General features: G+C 60.5%; 17 protein-coding genes. 4 read left to right on the top strand and 13 right to left on the bottom strand.

What is annotated here, in order from left to right; all coding sequences use genetic code 11:
- The first annotated feature begins 149 nt into the window (after positions 1-149).
- Positions 150-878 carry an SMI1/KNR4 family protein gene (locus M2447_RS11740; RefSeq protein ID WP_277558761.1) on the top strand — a complete coding sequence of 243 codons (729 nt, stop codon included), beginning with the start codon at positions 150-152 and terminating at the stop codon, positions 876-878.
- Between the two features lie 62 nt (positions 879-940).
- Here the strand turns inward: M2447_RS11740 and M2447_RS11735 are convergent, their stop codons facing one another.
- The 10 genes from M2447_RS11735 to M2447_RS11690 form a co-directional block, all read right to left on the bottom strand.
- Positions 941-1,915 (bottom strand): hypothetical protein, encoded by a 975-nt coding sequence (locus M2447_RS11735; protein WP_277558760.1) that lies wholly within the window; start codon positions 1,913-1,915, stop codon positions 941-943.
- Positions 1,916-2,237: 322 nt separating this feature from the next.
- Entirely contained in the window at positions 2,238-4,733 is a 2,496-nt protein-coding gene (gene pheT, locus M2447_RS11730; RefSeq protein ID WP_277558759.1) for a phenylalanine--tRNA ligase subunit beta, read from the bottom strand.
- A 95-nt stretch (positions 4,734-4,828) separates the two neighbouring features.
- On the bottom strand, positions 4,829-5,872 hold the full coding sequence (gene pheS / locus M2447_RS11725) for a phenylalanine--tRNA ligase subunit alpha (protein ID WP_108823720.1): 1,044 nt from the start codon (positions 5,870-5,872) through the stop codon (positions 4,829-4,831).
- A gap of 266 nt (positions 5,873-6,138) precedes the next feature.
- The gene (gene rplT, locus M2447_RS11720) at positions 6,139-6,525 is read right to left on the bottom strand and encodes a 50S ribosomal protein L20 (protein WP_108823719.1); all 387 of its coding nucleotides are present in this window, start codon (positions 6,523-6,525) and stop codon (positions 6,139-6,141) included.
- 102 nt (positions 6,526-6,627) lie between these two features.
- Positions 6,628-6,819: a 50S ribosomal protein L35 gene (rpmI, locus tag M2447_RS11715; protein WP_108823718.1), complete on the bottom strand. Its 192-nt coding sequence runs from the start codon at positions 6,817-6,819 to the stop codon at positions 6,628-6,630.
- 100 nt (positions 6,820-6,919) lie between these two features.
- On the bottom strand, positions 6,920-7,810 hold the full coding sequence (locus tag M2447_RS11710; RefSeq protein ID WP_277558758.1) for an RNA pseudouridine synthase: 891 nt from the start codon (positions 7,808-7,810) through the stop codon (positions 6,920-6,922).
- On the bottom strand, positions 7,807-8,997 hold the full coding sequence (locus tag M2447_RS11705; RefSeq protein WP_277558757.1) for a hypothetical protein: 1,191 nt from the start codon (positions 8,995-8,997) through the stop codon (positions 7,807-7,809). Before M2447_RS11705 ends, M2447_RS11710 begins: the two co-directional genes overlap by 4 nt.
- Before the next feature lie 42 nt (positions 8,998-9,039).
- On the bottom strand, positions 9,040-9,675 hold the full coding sequence (locus tag M2447_RS11700; RefSeq protein WP_277558756.1) for a Maf family protein: 636 nt from the start codon (positions 9,673-9,675) through the stop codon (positions 9,040-9,042).
- Positions 9,676-9,699: 24 nt separating this feature from the next.
- Entirely contained in the window at positions 9,700-10,806 is a 1,107-nt protein-coding gene (locus M2447_RS11695) for an AIR synthase-related protein (protein WP_277558754.1), read from the bottom strand.
- 142 nt (positions 10,807-10,948) lie between these two features.
- Positions 10,949-12,859 carry an amidophosphoribosyltransferase gene (locus M2447_RS11690; protein WP_277558753.1) on the bottom strand — a complete coding sequence of 637 codons (1,911 nt, stop codon included), beginning with the start codon at positions 12,857-12,859 and terminating at the stop codon, positions 10,949-10,951.
- 530 nt (positions 12,860-13,389) lie between these two features.
- Here M2447_RS11690 and M2447_RS11685 point away from each other — a divergent pair.
- Both M2447_RS11685 and M2447_RS11680 read left to right on the top strand, forming a co-directional pair.
- Positions 13,390-13,974 (top strand): hypothetical protein, encoded by a 585-nt coding sequence (locus tag M2447_RS11685; RefSeq protein WP_277509742.1) that lies wholly within the window; start codon positions 13,390-13,392, stop codon positions 13,972-13,974.
- Positions 13,975-14,025: 51 nt separating this feature from the next.
- Positions 14,026-15,525, top strand: a complete 1,500-nt coding sequence (locus M2447_RS11680; protein WP_277558752.1) for a flotillin family protein — start codon at positions 14,026-14,028, stop codon at positions 15,523-15,525.
- Positions 15,526-15,724: 199 nt separating this feature from the next.
- Here M2447_RS11680 and M2447_RS11675 read toward each other — a convergent pair whose 3' ends face one another.
- From M2447_RS11675 to M2447_RS11665, 3 genes are all read right to left on the bottom strand, one after another.
- Entirely contained in the window at positions 15,725-16,558 is an 834-nt protein-coding gene (locus M2447_RS11675) for a tetratricopeptide repeat protein (RefSeq protein WP_277558751.1), read from the bottom strand.
- Positions 16,559-16,650: 92 nt separating this feature from the next.
- The gene (recA, locus tag M2447_RS11670) at positions 16,651-17,745 is read right to left on the bottom strand and encodes a recombinase RecA (protein WP_277558750.1); all 1,095 of its coding nucleotides are present in this window, start codon (positions 17,743-17,745) and stop codon (positions 16,651-16,653) included.
- 157 nt (positions 17,746-17,902) lie between these two features.
- Positions 17,903-18,586: a porin family protein gene (locus M2447_RS11665; protein ID WP_277509747.1), complete on the bottom strand. Its 684-nt coding sequence runs from the start codon at positions 18,584-18,586 to the stop codon at positions 17,903-17,905.
- 221 nt (positions 18,587-18,807) lie between these two features.
- Here M2447_RS11665 and M2447_RS11660 point away from each other — a divergent pair, with 221 nt between their 5' ends.
- Positions 18,808-19,251 (top strand): MarR family transcriptional regulator, encoded by a 444-nt coding sequence (locus M2447_RS11660; protein ID WP_277509748.1) that lies wholly within the window; start codon positions 18,808-18,810, stop codon positions 19,249-19,251.
- Positions 19,252-19,483: the final 232 nt, after the last annotated feature.

Here is a 19,483-nt window from a genome sequence, read left to right as displayed (position 1 = left end):
CCGCGAAAAGTCCCCTCAAATCGACCCTCGCGTCCTGCTTCTATCCCCACTCCTTCTCGATGCCCCGATGGGTCAACTTCTGTCTGGACCTCCCGCATCTGTTCAATTACTGCCTTGGCACCGGCATATAATGACTAACACTTCATTGAATGACCCCAATTGATATTATTAAAAATGCCCAGCATGCCGAACTGACGAACGAGGACGGCGACAAAATAACAATCGAGTTATCCCCACCGGCATCCCCGGAGCAGATCAAAACACTTGAAGACAAAATCGGCCAGAAACTTCCTGATGAACTTCGAACAATTTTGTCATTTTGCTCTGCGATTGACGGATGTCTTGAGCAAATTGATTTTACGGGACACTCGCTCTCTTTTGAGTTTCCCGAGGTATTTCCGAACGGATTGCCAATAGCGGCAGATGGATTTGGTAACTTTTGGGTTCTGGATATTACACCGCAAACAAAAGATAGTGCTCCTGTATTCTTTGCATGCCATGATGCGCCTGTTATCCTGTATCAAAGTCCGAGCATTTCATCTTTTCTGATCGAGGTATTTAGACTGTTTACCGCCCCACACGAATCATTGATTAATGACATACATGAAGACAGGCTTTTCGAAGTTTGGAAACGAAACCCGGATGTAATCGAATACGCCGATGCATGTGCATCTTCCGATGAAAGCATTTGTGATTTTGCGCGAACCCTTAATGCAAAATCCAAAATCGTGGATTTAAGAAACGCCAAAGTCGGCATGGGATTTTCATGGGGCCGATACGGAGCAAAAACCAAACTGCATAGATACAAACACGAGCATATTTTTGCTTATGAAAAACCGCCGTCTGCTGGATTTTTGACCAAGTTATTTGGTAGATAAACAAACGCAGCAGAACCAAAAATCTCGTGATGAGCGGTGGCATCCTGGCTCGTCTCTTTCGTTCATTTTTTTGAATGCATGCTTCCGCCATCCATCATTTCAGAAACCCTATCAAGCACCCTCAACCGTCCGTCATCAGTAGCCTCGGCCATCCAGGCGTGGCCGCGGCGTTCATTCTTTTTGCCGCTTCCGCCTCCGATTAAAAACTGGCCGCCGGGCAGCGCGGCGATTCCCAACGAGGCATTCGGATAGATACCCTCGGGCTTTCCCGCATGGAAGCCGAAGCGCGCAAATGCGGCGAGGGTTTCGCCGGTCGAAAAAACTTGGTGCCGCCAGCCCGGCGTGCCTTTGCCGCCGACCGGACGCCGGGGCGAGCCCTCATAGGTGCCAAACCACCATCTGCCGCCGCCGAACTCCACTGTCTGAATGCCCATGTCGGTGTTGCCCGTGGCCAGCTCGTGAGCCTTCACGAATCGAAACGCGACATCATATTCATAGAGGTGGTTTTTGTTGTATTTCTCGGGATCGAAACCGCCAGCCCACGGGCCGGGCAGTCCGCCGACCACCCAAAAATGCCCCTTGTGATGCGCCACGCCACCCGCGCCGTGGATAACCTGCGGAACCGAATGGCGGGCTAGAAAATTGAGGTCGGCGTCGTATTCGTAAACCCACTGTCTCGCGGGATTGTTTGGGTTGGGATGGTTGAATTGCCCCGGCTTCTCGCTGACATAATCGTTCACCGCCACATAAACCTTGCCGTTCGCAAAAGTCAGGTCGCCGTGATGGTTGATCACGTTGATTTTTTTGAGAACCTTTCCGGCGGGAGTGGTCTTGACCAGCGCGGTGGTGAACGACCAATAAATGGCATCCGCGCCATTTGTCGTGATCCCCTGCAAATGGCCGGGATAAACGCCCTCGCAGGTCACATAATTTTTCCCCGCGGGCGGCGAAAGGGCAAACGTCCCCAAAGCGGCGCAAGGCGGGGGCAGGCAGCACGAAATGAAAACAAGAAACGGAATGGTTTTGGAAGAAAGCATGGTGATCATTGCATAACGGGCGGTTGGGGGTGAGCGCAACGAAAGGATTCCCGCCCAAGAAGGCGAGGGTAACCAAACCTCGGATTGGTCTTTGCGCAACGCACGGTCGCAACGAGGCGTGGAAGGCGCGAGGAATGCGATTTATTTGATTTGAACACCAAAACACTTCGCGCGATGCCTATCGCACGGTGTTTTGGTATTTCGAGCGAAAGCCCGCCAACCGTCCCACCTATTGGCGCCTTCCGAAGAACACGCTTTGTGGCTGGATTGGACTGGTGATTGCCCCATGAGGCAATCATGTGCGTTTGCAAGGGCTGATTTGCTACTTTCTGATTTGCCAGTCGGTTTCCTTGGCGAGGATTTCCTGAAGCTTGGCGAAGGCGGTGTTGACTTCGTCGTCGGTGAGGGTGCGGTCGGGGGCGCGATAGACGAGGCTGAACGCGAGGCTTTTTTTGCCCTCGGGCAGGCCCTTGCCTTGGTAGACGTCGAAGATGTTCGCGGCTTCGAGCGCGAAGGTTTTCGGCAGCGTGGCGCGGGCGTGCTTGGCGAGTGTTTTTTGCGCGTCGCCGGCGGGGAGCTTTTCATCGACCACGAGCGCGATGTCGCGGAGCGCGGCGGGGTGCATCGTGATGGGTTGATAGCGGCGGCGGTCGGAGACGGTTTTGACGCGCTCGGAGAGAATCGAGAGCGTGCCGCCGTAGACCTTGCCCTCGATGCCGAGGCTGCGAACCATGGCGAGGTTGATCAGGCCGAGGCGAGCGGTCCAGCCGTGGGCGATGTCGCCGATGATGGCGGACTGGCCTTCCTGCCATCCGAAGAACGCGCCGCCGGGCGCTTTCACGGGCTGGCGGGCGATGTCGATGCCGCCGATGCCGGCGAGGGTTTCGACGAGGCGTTTTGTCGTGTAGAAGTCGGCGGGCTCGCGCTTGAGCCAGGCGCGGTCGAGGTCGTTTTCGGCAATGATGAAGGAGACCGAAACACACTCGAAGTTTTGCCCGTCGCGCTCGATAAAGACGCGCCCGGTTTCAAAGAGGCGCGAGGCCGGCACGCCACGCGATTGGTTGAGCTTGAGCGTTTCGAGGAGTCCGAGCACGAGGGTGGGGCGCAGGTGCGACTGATCCTCGGTGAAGGGATTGAGGAGCGCAAGCTCGGCCCCGGCGGCCTGTGAAACCCACGTCTCGACTTCGCGCTTGGAGCGCAGCGTGTAGTTCACGCATTCGTTGAAGCCCTGGCCGACAAGGTAGGCGGAAACTTCGCGGTTGAAGAGCACGATGGGGGCGTCGTTGCCGATGATCGTCGGCGCGAGCACGGGCGCGGGGGGAATTTTTTCCGTGCCGTAAACACGAAGAACTTCCTCGACGAGGTCGATGGGCCGGTCGAGGTCGTTGCGCCAGCTCGGGATGGCAACCGTCCATGCGGGGCCGCCGGGGGCGTTTTTGTCCTCGCGTGTGATTCGGAGCTCGAGCGCCTCGAGCGCGGCGCGTTGCTCGGCGACGGGGATTTCGAAGCCGACGCGTTCGTTCACGAAGGACGCGGTGACTTGAACCTCGCGCTGCCAGGGGACGTCGCCCCCGGCCTTGTGCGTGGCGCCGGCGACCTGCCCGCCGCAGAGTTCGAGGATGAGCGAGATGGCGCGGCGCGTGGCTTCGTCGAGCATGTGCGGATCGACGCCGCGTTCGTAACGGTAGGAGGAGTCGGAGGAGAGTCCGAGACGGCGCGATGTCCAGCGGATGAGGCTGCGCGCGAAACTGGCGGCCTCGAGAATGATGTCGGTCGTGGTGTCGTCGATGCCCGAGTTTTCGCCGCCCATGACACCGGCGATGACGAGCGGTTTTTCGGCGTCGGCGATGACGAGCATGCGGCTGCTGAGCGCGCGCTCCTTTTCGTCGAGGGTGATGATTTTTTCGCCCTCGTTGGCCGGGCGGATGATGAGTTTGTGCCCGCCGATTTTTTTCGCGTCGAAGGCGTGCGTGGGCTGGCCGTATTCGAGCATCACGTAATTGGAGATGTCGACGATGTTGCTGATCGGGCGCATGCCCGCGGCGAGGAGGCGGCGTTGCATCCACTCGGGGCTGGGGCCGATCTTGATGCCGGTGATGACGGTGGCGGTGTAGAGCGGGCACATCTCGGGCGCGTCGACGCGGATGGATTCGAGCAGGTCGGGGCGCGCGGCGAAGGCGGCAAAGGGGGCGCGGGTGTTGCCCGGGTCGTATTTGATTTCCGGATACCGGAGCGGTTTTTTGAACCAGGCGGAGAGTTCGCGCGCGATGCCGATGTGGCTGAGGCAGTCGGGGCGGTTGGGCGTGACTTCGATGTCGAAAACGATGTCGCCCGGGGGGAGAATGTCGTTGATGGGAGTGCCGAGGGCGGGCGGGGTTTCCGTCGCGGGGGTGGCGAGGATCATGAGGCCGGCGTGGTCGCCGCCCTCGAGCGCGAGTTCCTTGGACGAGCACATCATGCCGTCGGAGGACTGGCCGCGGATTTTGGATTGCTTGATTTCGAAATTGCCGGGGAGGATGGCGCCGGGGAGCGCGACGGGAACGAGGTTGCCCGCGTCGCAGTTGGGCGCGCCGCAGACGATTGTCTTCACGCCGCCGGCGGGGCCGACATCGACGGTGCAGAGCGAGAGCTTGTCGGCGTTGGGGTGTTTGTCGCGTGTTAGGATGCGCCCGACAACGACGTTGTTGAACTGGGGCGCGCCGGTGTTGATGACCGCCTCGACTTCAAGGCCGAGAAAGGTGATGGCGCGGGAGATTTCGTCGGTGGCGATGCCGTTGAGATCGACGTAGTCGTTGAGCCAGGAGAGGGAGATTTTCATGGGTGGTGGTGCGGTAAATGCGGGAGCGGGATTTCGACTTAAATCGACTTAAGTCGACGGAAGTCGATTCAAGTTGGTAATGGGACGTGAGCGGTTCAGGCGAACTGCCTGAGGAAACGCAGGTCGTTTTGGTAGAAGTAGCGGATGTCGTCGATGCCGTAGAGGAGCATTGCGAGGCGTTCGAGGCCCATGCCGAAGGCGTAGCCGGTCCAGACGCTTGAGTCGTAGCCGACGGCGTCGAAGACGGTCGGATCGACCATGCCGCAGCCGCCGATTTCGATCCATTCCTTGTTCACCTTGGGGAGGTGCCTGGCGCTGAGATCGACTTCGAAACTGGGCTCGGTGTAGCCGAAATAGTGCGGGCGAAAACGGGTCTTCGTGTCCTTGCCGAGGAGCGAGGCGAAGATGTAATCAAGGAGCGCCTTGAGGTCGCGGACGGTGACGTTTTTGTCGACGTAGAGGCACTCGAGTTGGTGAAAGTTGGCGGAGTGCGTGGCGTCGGTGGTGTCGCGACGGTAAACGCGTCCGGGCGAGACGATGCGGATGGGCGGCGGGCCCTTGAGCATCGTGCGGATTTGCACGGAGGAGGTGTGCGTGCGGAGGAGGTATTTTTCGTCGGCGACCTTGCGCGAGACGTTGCCGAAGCGCGTGGCGGCGGGGAAATAGAACGTGTCCTGCTCGTTGCGGGCCGGATGGTCGGCGGGTGTGTTGAGCGCGTCGAAGCAGTAGAATTCGGTTTCGACCTCGGGACCCTCGACGACGTTGAACCCGGCTTTTGCGAGGATGCGGCACATTTCCTCGCGCACGAGCGTGAGGGGATGATAGGTGCCGGCGAGGGCGTCGGGCGAGGGAAGGGTGGGGTCGATTTCGGGGCCGAGTTGCGCGGCGAGCTCGTTGGACTCGATGGCGCGGAGCGCGTTTTCGAGGAGGCCGGTGAGGGTGGTCTTGGCCTCGTTGATGAGCTTGCCGACGATGGGTTTTTGCTCCTTGGGCAGGCTGCCCATTTGTTTCATGAACGCGGTGAGCGAGCCGTTGGGGCCGACGTAACGGGCTTTCGCGGCCTCGAAGTCGGCGCGGATTTTTGTCGCGGAGAGTTCGGTGCGGGCTTTGTCGAGCAGGGCTTTGAGTTGGTCTTGCATGTGGGAATTTTCGATTTTGGATTCTCGATTTTGGATTGGGAGCTTCCGCTCCGGTTTCGCCTTCGGTCACGCGCGGTGGCGCGCAATCGAAAATTCAAAATCGAAAATTTGTCTGATTGTCGGCGACGGGCTGGAAGAACGGGACAGGTTGATCGGTCGGTGGATGTTAAAAAACAAAGAGGACGGCACCTCGCTCGAACGAGGCCCGTCCTCTGATGATTTCTGAAAATGAGAGGCGAGCCGCGTCCGGGCTCGCGTTTAAGCTTTTAGGCCGCGGCCTTTTTGGCCTCGGCTTTTTTCTTCAACGCGTCCTGGGCTTGTTTGACCAGGGCGGTAAAGGCCGCTTCGTCGCGGATTGCGAGGTCGGAGAGGACCTTGCGATCGAGGGCGACGCCGGCGGCGTTGAGACCCTCGATGAAGCGGTTGTAGCTGATGCCGGCCTCGCGGCAGGCGGCGCTGATGCGCACGATCCAGAGGGCGCGGAACTCGGCCTTCTTCTTGCGGCGGTCACGGTAGGCGTATTGCCAGGCGTGATGGACGGCTTCTTTCGCGTAGCGATAGAGCTTCGATTTGTTGCCGAAGTAGCCTTTGGCATGCTTCAGCATGTTCTTGCGGCGCTTGCGCGACGCGGGGGAGTTTTTGACACGAGCCATGTTATATTATGTGTATTTTTTTAGTCGCCGCCGGGTCGTCTCGTTGGGATTCACCCGGTTGGCGTGGTTATGGTTTGATCGTTCGCGCGGTCCCTCGGCGGTTTAGGCGTGGGGCAGGCAACGCAGGAGCGGAGGCGTGTGGGTCTCGGAGAGAGCCTTGGCCTTGCCCAAGCGGCGTTTCTGCTTGGAGGACTTGGTGCTCGCGATGTGGCGAGTGCCTGGCGAACGATAGATCAATTTGCCCTTGGCGGACACCTTGAATCGTTTGGCAACGGACTTTTTTGTCTTTTGCATGATTACAGTAGAGCCGTTCAAAAGATAGGCTGCTCGAGCGCGTGTAAAGGGAAAACTTCCCGAATGAAAAAAACGCCGCCCATTGCCGGCGCAAAATCCGTCAAAGATGCGCGGTGAACGCCCCGGGGAGGTCGGCCTTGGCGGCGAAGGTGAACGCGCGTCCGGCGTGGGTGTAGTCGAAACGGGTTTCGAGCGAATGGAGAAAGAGGCGTTTTTCGCGTGTGCGTTTGGCGAAGTCGCGGTTGGCTCGAAAATCGCCGTAAGTGGCGTCGCCGATGATTGGAAGATGGCGCCTGGCGCATTGCACCCGGAGCTGGTGGCTGCGTCCTGTTTTCGGTTCGAGCTGGATGAGCGAGATGGGCGCGCCCGCGGCGGCGGGGGTGTTGCGGCTGGTGCGCAGCAGGCTCATGCGCGCCTCGGTGGGGATGTTTCCGGCCCGGGCGGCGGCGCGGATTTGGCCGCCGCGTTTTTGCACGGCGAGCCGGTCGCGCCAGAGTTGCGTTTTTTCGGAGGGGGTGCCGAAGACGAGCGCGGCGTAGGTTTTGCTGATGTGGCGTTCGCGAAAGAGCGCGCGGATTTCGCGCGCGAGTTCTTCCGTGGTCGCGGCAAGGATCACTCCGGAGGTGGCGGAATCAAGGCGGTTGAGCAGCCAGAGGCGGCGGGATTCCTCTTTGAATGTGGAATGCGGATTTTGGAATGCGGAATGATCGGACCCTAGCGGCGGACGAGTGGCATGAGCAGTTTTGTCGGTTTGCAATTCCGAAATCCGCATTCCGCATTCCGCATTCCACATATAATATTCGCCGTCGGGTTCATAGGGGGCGTTGAGGAGCGAACGGGGCTGGTCGCGGGGTTCGTTGGGGTGGGAGAGGGTGCCCGCGGGTTTATTGAGGGCGACGAGACCGTTGGGATCGCGGGTGATGACGGCTACGCCGCGCCCGAGGGGGAGTGTTTGCCAGTAGTCGTCGATTGGGCCCGGGATTTCGCTCACGGTCTGCCGTAGTAGAAGGTGAAGGTCATTTCCTGCTTCTCGCCGAGGATGGCGATCATGTCGTCGGTCCATTTGCCATAGGGCGCGCGGTCGGTGATTGCGCTCATGCAGATGTTCGTGGCCTGGCTGCCACCGTTGCCGTCGGCCTCGACGATTTCGGCGATCTTGCCTTCGGAATCGAGAATGAAGCGGACGGTGACCTTCGTGCCGGTGGGCGGCCAGAAGCGGCTTTTTTCATTGAGGTCCTCAAATTGGATTTGGACGGTGTCGATCAGCTTTTGGAGATACTGGCCGTAGTTGCTCCATTTGGCGTCGTAGGCCATGGCGCCGATGTTTTGGGTGCCGAATTTGTTTTCCTTAAAAATTGCGGGACGAACTTTTTGCCGGTTGAGCGTGATGCGGGGTTGCGGGCGCTTGGGGTCGATTTGGGGTTGAGTGGTTTGGGGGACACCGGTGATGAGCGGGGCGTCGGGGAGGCCTTCGGTGCGCTCGGTGGCGTCGGGTGTGATGTCTTTCAGCACTTCGGGAAGTTTGTATTCATTCATTCCGTAGCCGGTTTCGCTGTCGCCCTGAATTTTCTGCTCGCCGGAGAGCGGGTTTTGCTCGCGCTGGGCGGGGGTGACATCGGTGACGCTGCTCGATTCCTTGAGTTCGGGCGTGGGTGGCGGTGGTGGTGGTGTTTCAATGATTGGCTGCTGTCGGAGATCGCCGCTGACGATTTGGGTGGAGTCGATCTCATCCTGACCCTCGATTGCGGGGCGGTCGCTTTTGCCTCCGGGGGTGGGCGTTTCCTGCGCGGCCTGCTGGTTGTGCGCGCCGAAGTTGTCGGTTTTGTCGGGAATGTTTTCGGGGGCGTCGGGATTGGTCTCGACGAAGTTTTGCGGGGGCGGGGGAGGCGGCTTGGGGAGGAGAAACTCCTCGGGCTGGAGCTCTATGTCGAAGGAGGGTTTCGGGGTGGAGATGTCGCCGGTGTTGCTGGTGTGCTGGTGGTCGAGGTGGGTGATGAGGAGGTTGAAAAGGAAAAGGCAGAGGAGCCAGACTCCGATGGTGAGCACAATGCCGAGGCCGATGGTGCGGCGGCGATCCGCCGGGTCCCCGGTTTCGAGCAGCGCGTAGCGCGATTTGCGGCGCGATGGCGGCGCTGCTTCGAGCAGGCTGGAGGGACGTTCTTTGAGCGGCGGCGGCATGTGTGGTTGTTTGTTGTTATACAACAACAGACGCTGGAATGTTCAAAATGTGCCGATGAGACCGCAGCGGGTCAAAATTTGTTTCGTGGCTTCCATGGGCAGGCCCATGATGTTTGAGAAGGAGCCGTCCCAGTGGTCGATGATGAGGTCGCGGCCTTCCTGGATTCCGTAGGCGCCGGCTTTGTCGAGCGGGTTGACGATGCGGAAATAGGCGTCGATCACGGCATCGTCGAGGGGCTTGAATGTGACTTGGCTGGTGACGCCCTCGTCGATGCGGATTTGGCGGGAAATATTTCTGAGTGCGACGCCGGTAAAAACGGTGTGGGTGCGCCCGGCAAGGCGCTTGAGCATGGCGCGCGCCTCGTCGAGATCGGCGGGTTTGTTGAGCACGGTGTCGTCAATAAAAACGGTGGTGTCGGCCCCGAGCACGAACGCGTTGGGGTGGAGTAAGGCGACATGGTCGGCCTTGAGCGCGGCATTGTGCGCGACCATCGTGCGCGGATGCGTGGCGGGATCTTCGTGCTCGGTGACATCGGCGACGATCACGTCAAAGGCAAGGCCGGTTTGCGCAAGGAGTTCGCGGCGGCGCGGCGAAGCGGAGGCTAGGATGAGGCGCGGGCGCGCGGGTGGCGAATCGGATGAAACGGCCAGATCTGGCTGATGCGACTGATCGTGCATTGCGCGGGTGGCGACAGCGCGCACTCAGCGCAGCGCGAGTGTTTCGCCGTCGTATTCGAGGCCGAGCGAGGGGATGGTGACGGCTTTGCGCTGGCCGTCCTTGCGGACGCGACCGGCGAGCCAGGCATCGTAGCCGGTGGCTTTGGCGGCGGCGAGGGTGGCCTCGGCGTTTTCGGGCGAGACGTAGGCGGCGAAACCGATGCCCTGGTTGAAGGTGGCATACATTTCGCGCTGGGAAATGGGGCCGGCCTCCTGAAGAAACTTGAAGAGCGCGGGGGCCGGGCGCGGGTCGGTGATTTCGTAAACGAAGGGTTCGTCGAGGCGCATGAGTTTGCGCCAGCCGTGTCCGGTGACGTGCGCGACGTAGTTGAGCTTGATGTTGCGGCGCTGGCATTCGCGCACGAACGCGACGTAGATCACCGACGGGGCGAGGAGCGCCTCGCCGTAGTTGCGCGGGTCGCCGTGGCCGATGGGCGTGAGGTAGCCCTGCGGGAGCGAGTCGGCGATTTTCCGGCAGAGGGTGAGGCCGTTGGTTTGCACGCCGGAGGAGGCGAGGAAGATGATCGAGTCGCCGTCGTGAACGTCGCCGGTGATGCGGAGGTTTTTCGGGGAAATTTTTCCGATGGCGGAGCCGGCGAGGACGATTGCGTCGGAATTGACGATGCCGCGGAGGGTGGGCGTTTCGCCGCCGCCCCAGACGGCGCCGGACTGGCGGCAGCCCTCGGCCCAGCCGTCAACGAGGGCGTTCATGCGAGCCTCGTCGGTGAACCATGCGGAATCGCCGACGGCGGCGTGCATGGCGACGGAAATCGGAAGCGCGCCACAGGTGATGAGGTCGTTGACGATGGTGGCGACGGTGTCGATGGCGATTTCGCGGTAGAAGGTCTTGCCGGTGGCGGCTTGATATGCGTCGGCGACGAGGTTTTTGGTGCCTAGGCCCTCCTCGACGTGAGCAAGGTAATGGTCGGACGCCTCAATGAGGTAGGCGCTTTCGCCGCGTGTGGCGGCGGGTTCGGCATAGCCGTGCGGCGCGAGGAGCCCGGCGGTGGCGCGCGCGGCTTTCTGGCAGGCGCGCTTGAAGGCGTCGAGCTGGTCGTAGTTTACACCGGAGGATTCGTAGCTGAGGGACATGTGTGGGAAGGTCTGAAGGACTGAAAGGCTGAAGGCTGGAAGGATTAATGAAGCGTGGGATTATCGAAGCGGGAATCGACTAAAAATCGACTTAATTCGAGTTAAGTCGATTTAGGTCGGGGGGATTGGGTGAACTGCTCGTTCAATAGCTCCTGCCCTCGTGTTTTTCGTAGTAGTTCACGTAGGCTTGGTTGACGATGCGGTAGCCGCCGGGGGTGGGGTAGTTGCCCGAGAAATACCAGTCGCCGGTGTGGTTGGGAACCGCCTTGTGCAGGTTTTCGATCGTCTGGAAGATCACGCTCAGCTCGCCCTTCCATTCGAGCTTGCGGGGGCGGACGAGTTCGGCGATGCGCGCGGAGATTTCCTCCGGCGTGAAGCCGTCGTAGATTTTGGAGACGTGGTTGACGGCGCCGTTGCGGGCGACTTCGTCGCGGCAGAGTTGGTAGACTTCCTGCAGGAGCGGGGTCTGGCCGCGTTCCTTGATGAGCGAGATGGCGGCTTCGAAGGCGATGAGTTTGCCGAGCTCGGACATGTCGATGCCGTAGCAGTCGGGGTAGCGGATTTGCGGCGCGGTGGAGGCGATCACGATGCGCTTGGGCTGGAGGCGGGCGAGCATGCGCAGGATCGATTTGCGGAGCGTGGTGCCGCGCACGATGGAGTCGTCAACGCACACGAGGTTGTCGATGCCGGGGCGGATGGTGCCGTAGGTGATGTCGTAGACGTGGCTGGCGAGCTGGTTGCGCGCGGATTCCTGCCCGATGAAGGTGCGCAGCTTGATGTCCTTGCTGACGATTTTTTCGCCGCGCGGCCAGTTGCGCAGGATCACTTCGTCGAGGAGCGTTTCGGTGAGGCGGTTTTCATTTTGCGCCTCGAGGAGGATTTTTTTGACTTCGTCGCGGCGGCGTTCGCGCAGGGAGTGGAGGAGTCCGAAGTAGGCGATTTCGGAGGTGTTGGGGATGAAGCTGATGATGGTGTTGCCCCATTCGTGGTTGGTGGCGTCGAGGACTTGGTCGGCGAGCTGGCCGCCGAGGGCCTTGCGCTCGGTGTAGATGTCCTGGTCGTTGCCGCGCGAGAAGTAGATGCGCTCGAAGGAGCACGCGGCGCGGGGGAGGGGAGTGGTGATTTGCGTGTCGGTGATGGCGCCGCGGCGCTTGATGACGATGACGTGGCCGGGGGCGACTTCCTGGACTTGGTCGATGGCGGCGTCGAACACGGTCATGAGCGGGGCGCGCTCGGATGCGAAGGCGACGACTTCGTCGTCCTGATACCAGAAGCAGGGGCGGATGCCGGAGGGGTCGCGCGCGACAAAGGCGTCGCCGTTGCCGATGAGTCCGCAGAGGGAGTAGGCGCCGTCCCATTGCTGGGCGGCCTTGGTGATGACGCGGGCGAGGTCGAGGTCCTCGCTGATGCGGTGCGACATTTCCTCGCCGGAGAGGCCGCGGGTGCGCAGGTAGCGGTAGATGTCCTCGTGTTCCTCGTCGAGGAAGAAGCCGATGCGCTCGAGGATGGCCTGGGTGTCGGTGGCGAAGATCGGGTGCTGGCCCATGGCGATGAGGCTTTGGTTCAGCTCCGCGGTGTTGGTCATGTTGAAGTTTCCGCAGAGGGCGAGGTTGCGGGTTTGCCAGGGGCTGCGGCGGTAGAAGGGGTGGCAGGAGCTGAGGCTGTAGCCGCCGCTGGTGCCGTAGCGCAGGTGGCCCATGTAGAGCTCGGCGCCGAAGTCGAAGTTCTTTTTGACGGTGTCGGCGAACTCGGGGTGGATGGTGCCTTCGGTGACTTTCTGGTTGTAGTCGCTCCAGATGCGCTTGAAGACGCGGTCGAGGGGGTTGGATTCCACGCAGCGGTCGCGGAACATGTATTGCTCGCCCGGGGGCATGTCGAGTTTCACGGCGGCGACGCCCGCGCCGTCCTGGCCGCGGTTGTGCTGCTTTTCCATGAGGAGAAACAGTTTTGTGAAGCCCCAGAGCGGCGTGCCGTATTTGTTTTGGTAATACGAGAGCGGTTTCTTGAGTCGGATGAGCGCGATGCCGCACTCGTGCGTGAGTTTATCGGACATGATGGATGTGAGTTAAAATTGATGCGTGGAAATTGCGCGGCGCGCGGGCGCGGATGCGTTCGCTTGCGATGGTGGCGGGGTGATTTTCCCGGACATTCCGGGCGTGGGGGTGGAGGCGCATTATGGCTGGATGTCGCCCGCTCATCGACGTCCGGCTCCATGCGCGGGACAGGACATCGCGCGCGCGGCGCCTGTGTTTTCGCAGCCTTGCCCGCCGTCACTTTGAGTGACGTCCAGCGGATGATCCCGTATTGTCTGGTCGTTGGTCTTCACAGGCCGTTAAAAGCGAAAAGATGACGCCTTGAATCGCAAGCCGGTCAAGGGTTTTTGCTGATTTTCGCGCAATCACGAGCGGAAGTTTTACGAATCGGGCGGCCAATTAATAACATTCATGGAAAACCGGGGGATTTTTCCAAGGCGCGCATATCTGGCTTGCAGCCCCATCGGGGACGAATTCACATCTGCGAAGCCCGCACAGCGTTTGTGTTGCGCGCGGCCAGCAACCCAAAAAACATCCATCCCTTCACGCCATGGCATACCCGACAATACTCGCCAGCTTCCTCACTGATTGGTGGGGCGCGCTGTCGCTCGCCAAACAGATTTTCTACGGTATCGCGATTTTTGCCGCGTTCCTCGTCATCGTCATGGCGATCGTCTCGATGTTTGGCATCGGCGACGACGCCGAGCTCGACGCCGACGCGGCCGACGGCGGCGGCAGTCTATTCTCCGTCAAGCCGATCATCGGCTTCTTGTTCGCATTCGGCTGGGCGGGCGGCGCCTCGCTGAGCAGCGGATTGAGCGTTTTGGTGGCGAGCGTGATTGCGCTTGCTGCAGGCGGCGCGGTGATGCTCGGCATCGTCTGGATACTGCGCGCGACCCAGCGCCTCAAGGTTGACGGCACGCTCAAAAAAGAGGACGCCATCGGCAAAGTCGCCACCGTTTACGTGACGATCCCTCCCGACAGCCAGAGCGGCGGCCAGATCATCGTGCCGCTCGACGGACGCACGATCACACTCGGAGCCCTGCAAAAAGGCTCCGCGCCGATTCCCTCGGACGCCAAGGTTAAAGTCGCCGCGCTCATTGATTCGCACACGGCGCTCGTCGAGCCGATCTGATTTTTCGAAACGCCCGCAAATTCCAAACCATAAACTTCAAACTCAATATTTATGAACGACATCACCGTCCCGCTACTCGCAGTTTTTGTAATCTTCATCGTCATGATCGGCATCGGCGTGGCGCGCCGTTACCGCATGTGCCCGCCCGACCGCATCCTCGTCGTTTACGGCAAGGTGGGAGCCGGCGCGGCGCGCTGCTACAACGGCGGCTCGACCTTCGTCATGCCGATTTTCCAAAGCTACGCCTACCTGAACCTCACGCCGATCACGATCGAGATTCCGCTGCGCAGCGCCCTCTCCAGTCAGAACATCCGCGTCAACGCCCCCGCGAACTTCGCCGTCGCCATCTCGAACGACCCCGCCGTCATGGGCAACGCCGCCACGCGCCTCCTCGGCAAGGCGCCGCCGGAAATCGCCGAGCTCGCCCGCGAAATCATCACCGGCCAGATGCGCGTCGTCATCGCCTCGATGACCATCGAGGAAATCAACGCCGACCGCGAAAAACTCATCTCGCTCATCACCAAGGGCGTCGAAGTGGAACTCCGCAAAATCGGCCTCCACCTCATCAACTGTAACATCACCGACATCACCGACGAATCCGGCTACATCGACGCGCTCGGCAAGGAAGCCGCCGCCAAGGCGATCAACGACGCGCAAATCAAAGTCGCGCAGGAAAACCAGCGCGGCGCCATCGGCAAGGCCGAGGCGGAAAAACTGCAAGCCATCCGCGTTGCCGAAGCCGAGGCCTCGGCCGCGATCGGACGCAACAAGGCCGAGCAGGACATCGTCGCCTCGCAAGCCGAACTCGCCGAGAAGAAAGCCGAGGCCGATCGTCGCGCCGAGGTTGCGCAAAAAACCGCCAAGGCGAAAGCCGAGCAAGCCGCCTATGAGGCGCAAAAAGCCACCGAGGACGCCCGCGCCATGCGCGACGAAGCCAGCGCCGTGGCCGACCAAGTCGCCCAAGCCAACGCCGCCAAGGAAAAAGTTCGCGTTGACGCCGAGGCCACCGCGATCCGCGCCAAAGTGACCGCCGAGGGCCAGGCCGCCGCCGTGCGCATAGCCGCCGAGGGTGACGCCGCGTCCGTGAAAACCCGTGCCGAAGCCGATGCCGCCGCGATTGAGCTGAAACTCACCGCCGAGGCGAAAGGCAAACAAGCCATTCTTGAGGCCGAGGCGAAAGGCCGCCAGGCGCTCCTCGACGCGCAAGCCGACGGCCTTGCAAAATTCACCCAAGGCGGACGCGACGCCACCGCCGCGATCAACCTCATCCTCGCGCAGCAAGTCGTCGAAGTCGCCCGCGTGCAATCCGACGCGATTCAAAAGCTCAAGTTCGACAAAGTCGTCGTCATGGGCGGCGGCAAGGACGGCGCGAGCGCGGGCGGTTTTGTCCAGGACCTCTACAAAAACGTGCTCCCGCTTCATGAAGTGGCGAAGGCCGCCGGCGTCGTCCTGCCGGGCTTCCTCGGCACGGAAGCCGGAGCCGCCGCGCCGAAGCAACAAGCGCCCGCGGCACCCGTCGCACCGGCGACACCGCCGAAAAACAAAGCCTGATTGATCGCCAAGTATCCCAACAAGAATGCAATCCCTACGGGTATTCTGGTTGGGTGCTTTTTAATTATTCCTGTTTTTGGCGGGGCGGTTGGCAGACTGTCGCCAACGCCCAAAACGGTCGTGTGCGGGCCTCGCGTTGCCGGCGCGCTCGGCGAGCGCGCCCCACCCGGAGCAAATGCCGTTTTGTTTAAAAACTGTCCTAATTGGTGTTTGTGAAGGGCGCGGGCATTGGGGTGATTGGCATGGGCTCAACTGTTGGCGCAATGGGCGCGATGTCGATTTTCATGGGGGCGGGTTTGGATGGGGCGGGAGCGGCTGTTGGCTCGCGGGCGGTTTTGGCGGCGGCGAGTTCTTTCGCGAGCGCTTCCGCGCGGGCTTCGCCGGCGGCGATGGTCTTGGGATACTTGGCCAGAAATTCGCGGAGCTTTTTTTCGCTTTGCGCCGCCTCGATGTTTTTTTCCGCGGCGACGATGAGCCACGCCAGGCCTTCGACGTAGTCGCGTTTCACGCCGCGGCCGCTGGAGAGCATTGCGCCGATGTTGTGCTGCGCGGTGGCGTCCCCGGCGAGGGCCGCGGTTTTGTAGTATTTGAGGCCCTTGGCGTAATCCCGCGGCGTTTCCGTGCCGTCGGCGTAAAGTTTTCCGAGGCGGAAGTTGGCGGCGGTGTGCCCGAGTTGCGCGGCGTCGTCGAGGTAGAGCATTGCGCGCGTGATGTTTTTCGGTGTGTCGGGCGTGCCGTCGAGATACATCTGGCCGAGTTCGTAGAGTGCGTCGGGGTTTTGGGTTTCAGCGGCTTTTTGCAGGGCCTCAAAGCTGGGCCATTTATTGTCCGCGCCGCCGCCTCCGGTTGTGGAAATGAGCTTCGGCCCCGAGTCGTCGGAGACGACGGTGGCGGTTCCGACTTTGACGCCGGATGATTTTTTTGAGCGCGCTTTTTTGGCCGCGGGCTTGGCGTCGGGGGTTTGCGCCGACATGAGCGCGGGGGCGAGGAGCGCGAGACTTGCGATGAGGAGGATGCGGGTAATCGGCGGCATGTTTGATGTTGAAAGGGAAGCAGACTTGTCGGTCCGCGCCACAAAAAAGCGCGCCGTGGCGGACGGCGCGCTTGGTGATTGGGGCCGGGCGTTTAGTCCTTGTCGTTGCCGGTGTCGCCTTCGCCGAGAGCGGTGCCGCCCTTGACGGTCACTTTTTCCAGGACCGCGGCGATGACTTTTTCGGCGACATCGGGGCGCTCGCGGAGCGTGGCCTTGGCGGCGTCGCGTCCCTGGCCGATGAGCTCGCCCTGGTAGGATATCCACGCGCCTTTTTTCTCAAGAATCTTGTGCTCGATGCCGAGGTCGAGGATCGACGCGGTGCGCGAGATGCCCTCGTCATACATGATGTCGAATTCGCATTCGGTGAAGGGCGGGGCGACTTTGTTTTTGACGACTTTGATCTTGGTGCGGTTGCCGATGATTTTGCCGTCGGGTGTCTTGATTTGCTCCTTGCGGCGGATGTCGATGCGGACGGACGAGAAGAATTTCAGCGCGCGTCCGCCGGAGGTCGTCTCGGGGTTGCCGAACATGACGCCGATTTTTTCGCGGATCTGGTTGGTGAAGACGCACACGCAGTTGGTCTTGCTGACGACGGCGGTGAGGCGGCGCATGGCCTGGCTCATGAGGCGGGCTTGCGCGCCGACGGTGGCGTCGCCCATCTGGCCGTCGAGCTCGGCGCGGGTGGTGAGCGCGGCGACGGAGTCGAGCACGATGATGTCGATGGCGTTGGAGCGGATGAGCGTCTCCATGATGTTGAGCGCGTCCTCGCCGGAGTCGGGTTGGGAGACGAGGAGGTCGTCGAGGTTCACGCCGACGACCTTGGCGTATTTCGGGTCGAGCGCGTGCTCGACGTCGATGAAGGCGGCGAGGCCGCCGCGTTTCTGGGCCTCGGCGATGGCGCTCAAGCAGAAGGTGGTTTTGCCGGAGGATTCGGGGCCGTAGATTTCGATGATGCGGCCGCGGGGCAGGCCGCCGACGCCGAGGGCGAGGTCGATGGCGATGGAGCCGGTCGAGAGGGTTTCGACTTTCATCTTTTGCGCGTCGCCGAGGCGCATGATGGAGCCTTCGCCGAATTGCTTGGTGATGGCGGAGACGGCGAGGTCGAGGTTTTTGCGCGTGGCGGCGTCGATGGCGTCCGCGGTTGCGGGAGTTGCTGCGGCGGTTTTGGCGGGTGATGCTTTGGACATGTGAGGCGGGTGGTTTATGTGTGTGCTGGTTTGGTTAAAAAGAGATGAATGGAACGGTGTGCGAGGGTTTGGGTGGTGGCAAATGAAGAAATGATGTTTCGACAAAAAACTCCGGTCGTGGGACCGGAGTTTATGTTTTGGGTTGTTTGTGAAGGAATTAGAACTTCCAGCCGAAGCTGACGCTGGCTGTATGAGTGTTCATGTCGTCGAGTTCGTCTTCAATATTGAATACTCTGTATTCAGTGGATCCAACACGCAGGTAACGATATCCGAAATCCATATAAAAACGATCACTAATGTGGTAGGTGATTCCCATGCCGCCGCCAAAGGCGAATGCGGTATCAGTGTCATCGTCCGAACCGTAACCTCTGCGTTTGAGTTTGAGATTTATGGATGTGAAGCCGGCTGCGGGGGTAAGTCGCAGTTCCCAATTTCCATCGGAATTAAGCGGTATGCAATAGCTGTATGAGGCCAGCAACATCAGCGCGGTGTCCTCTTCTTTGATACCTCGACCATGATCCTCGCTTGACATGAGAACGCCGAGCTCGGCTTGAATTTTGTTGTTTTTATTGATGCGCCAGCCAAAGGCGGTGTTGATACCCCAGAAATCGGCGCCACTTGAATTGCCCGGCTTGGCATTCATGTAAGCAAGCCCGCCTTCGAGGTAGAGATTGGGGCCAGTTGCCTTGGGCATGGCATACGATGAGTCGCGTCCCGATGAATAATTTGGCGCCACGGAGGCGGGTGTGGGCGGGGCAACTTGGGCGAGGGCGGACGCGCTTGCGATGAGCAAGCCCGTGATTAATGCACAAATCGTTTTGCTGGTGGTAGCGTGTTTCATGGTGTTTTTGGAGTTACGCGTCCCTTCACAACGAGGCGGCGCTTGGCACCTGATATGCCGATATTTTTTGTGTGCGTCAAGACATGAGGTTGGAACGATTTAGGGGATTCACGCCAAATCAAGGAGGGCAAAGGACATCCGGGACGCAATTCCACGCAATTTGATTGATGTATCAAATAAATTACTTGACATGTAAAGTATTTGGGCGATTGTGCGCCCTCATGCACATCACCACTCACATTCTTGGCGCGGCGGGGGATATTCGGAAGGCGGCGACGCGCGTTTTTCGCAGGCACGGGCTTTCCCCGGCGCAGTTCAATGTGCTCAATTTGCTTTCCGACCAGCCCGACGGCCTTAGCGCCGGCGTGCTTGCGGAAGAGCTCGTTGTCGATCCGTCGAACGTCACCGGGCTGGTGGGGCGCATGAAGCGCGACGGGTTGCTGGTGACCAGGCGCTCCCCCGGGGATGCGCGCATGCATGTGGCGCGCCTTTCGGCAAAGGGGCGGAGGCTTTGGGAGGCGTCGTATGCGGATTACGCAAACGAGCTGGCGCAATTCGACGCCATGCTGGACGAGGCCGGAGTTCCCCCGGATTTGCTCAAGGAGCTGACGGGGTTGATTGTGATGATAAGTGAGTTTTGCCGCCAGAAAGCGATCGTTTCATAACCGCGGCGCTTTTTTGGGAGGAAAGATTTTTCCCCCGGCGCAATATTATCGTGGCGGGATCACCGCCATGTTGTTTGCATCGGCGGGCAGAGATGCTTTTCAAACTCACATCACTTGAGAAAAAGGCCCTGGCTGTGATCGCGCTGTTGATTGTCCTGGGATTGCTGGGATTTTGGCTGCTGTGAGGGCGGCGCCGGCGCCGCGCATTTTCTCTGGTCGAGTTTCGCAAATG

Origin of the sequence: Ereboglobus sp. PH5-10 (assembly GCF_029504735.1) — a bacterium.
Taxonomy (GTDB): domain Bacteria; phylum Verrucomicrobiota; class Verrucomicrobiia; order Opitutales; family Opitutaceae; genus Ereboglobus.
The sequence above is the reverse complement of the archived record's forward strand: the minus strand, read 5'-3'. Positions and strand labels throughout refer to the sequence as shown.

Bases quoted from the DNA above. Each gene is read 5' to 3' on its own strand.
- pheT (WP_277558759.1), bottom strand. From the start codon at position 4,733: ATGAAAATCTCCCTCTCCTGGCTCAACGACTACGTCGATCTCAACGGC.
- M2447_RS11690 (WP_277558753.1), bottom strand. From the start codon at position 12,859: ATGTCCGATAAACTCACGCACGAGTGCGGCATCGCGCTCATCCGACTC.
- M2447_RS11680 (WP_277558752.1), top strand. From the start codon at position 14,026: ATGAACGACATCACCGTCCCGCTACTCGCAGTTTTTGTAATCTTCATC.
- M2447_RS11675 (WP_277558751.1), bottom strand. From the start codon at position 16,558: ATGCCGCCGATTACCCGCATCCTCCTCATCGCAAGTCTCGCGCTCCTC.
- M2447_RS11700 (WP_277558756.1), bottom strand. From the start codon at position 9,675: ATGCACGATCAGTCGCATCAGCCAGATCTGGCCGTTTCATCCGATTCG.
- rplT (WP_108823719.1), bottom strand. From the start codon at position 6,525: ATGGCTCGTGTCAAAAACTCCCCCGCGTCGCGCAAGCGCCGCAAGAAC.
- M2447_RS11735 (WP_277558760.1), bottom strand. From the start codon at position 1,915: ATGCTTTCTTCCAAAACCATTCCGTTTCTTGTTTTCATTTCGTGCTGC.
- M2447_RS11740 (WP_277558761.1), top strand. From the start codon at position 150: ATGACCCCAATTGATATTATTAAAAATGCCCAGCATGCCGAACTGACG.
- M2447_RS11695 (WP_277558754.1), bottom strand. From the start codon at position 10,806: ATGTCCCTCAGCTACGAATCCTCCGGTGTAAACTACGACCAGCTCGAC.
- M2447_RS11665 (WP_277509747.1), bottom strand. From the start codon at position 18,586: ATGAAACACGCTACCACCAGCAAAACGATTTGTGCATTAATCACGGGC.
- M2447_RS11685 (WP_277509742.1), top strand. From the start codon at position 13,390: ATGGCATACCCGACAATACTCGCCAGCTTCCTCACTGATTGGTGGGGC.
- rpmI (WP_108823718.1), bottom strand. From the start codon at position 6,819: ATGCAAAAGACAAAAAAGTCCGTTGCCAAACGATTCAAGGTGTCCGCC.
- recA (WP_277558750.1), bottom strand. From the start codon at position 17,745: ATGTCCAAAGCATCACCCGCCAAAACCGCCGCAGCAACTCCCGCAACC.
- M2447_RS11660 (WP_277509748.1), top strand. From the start codon at position 18,808: ATGCACATCACCACTCACATTCTTGGCGCGGCGGGGGATATTCGGAAG.
- M2447_RS11705 (WP_277558757.1), bottom strand. From the start codon at position 8,997: ATGCCGCCGCCGCTCAAAGAACGTCCCTCCAGCCTGCTCGAAGCAGCG.
- pheS (WP_108823720.1), bottom strand. From the start codon at position 5,872: ATGCAAGACCAACTCAAAGCCCTGCTCGACAAAGCCCGCACCGAACTC.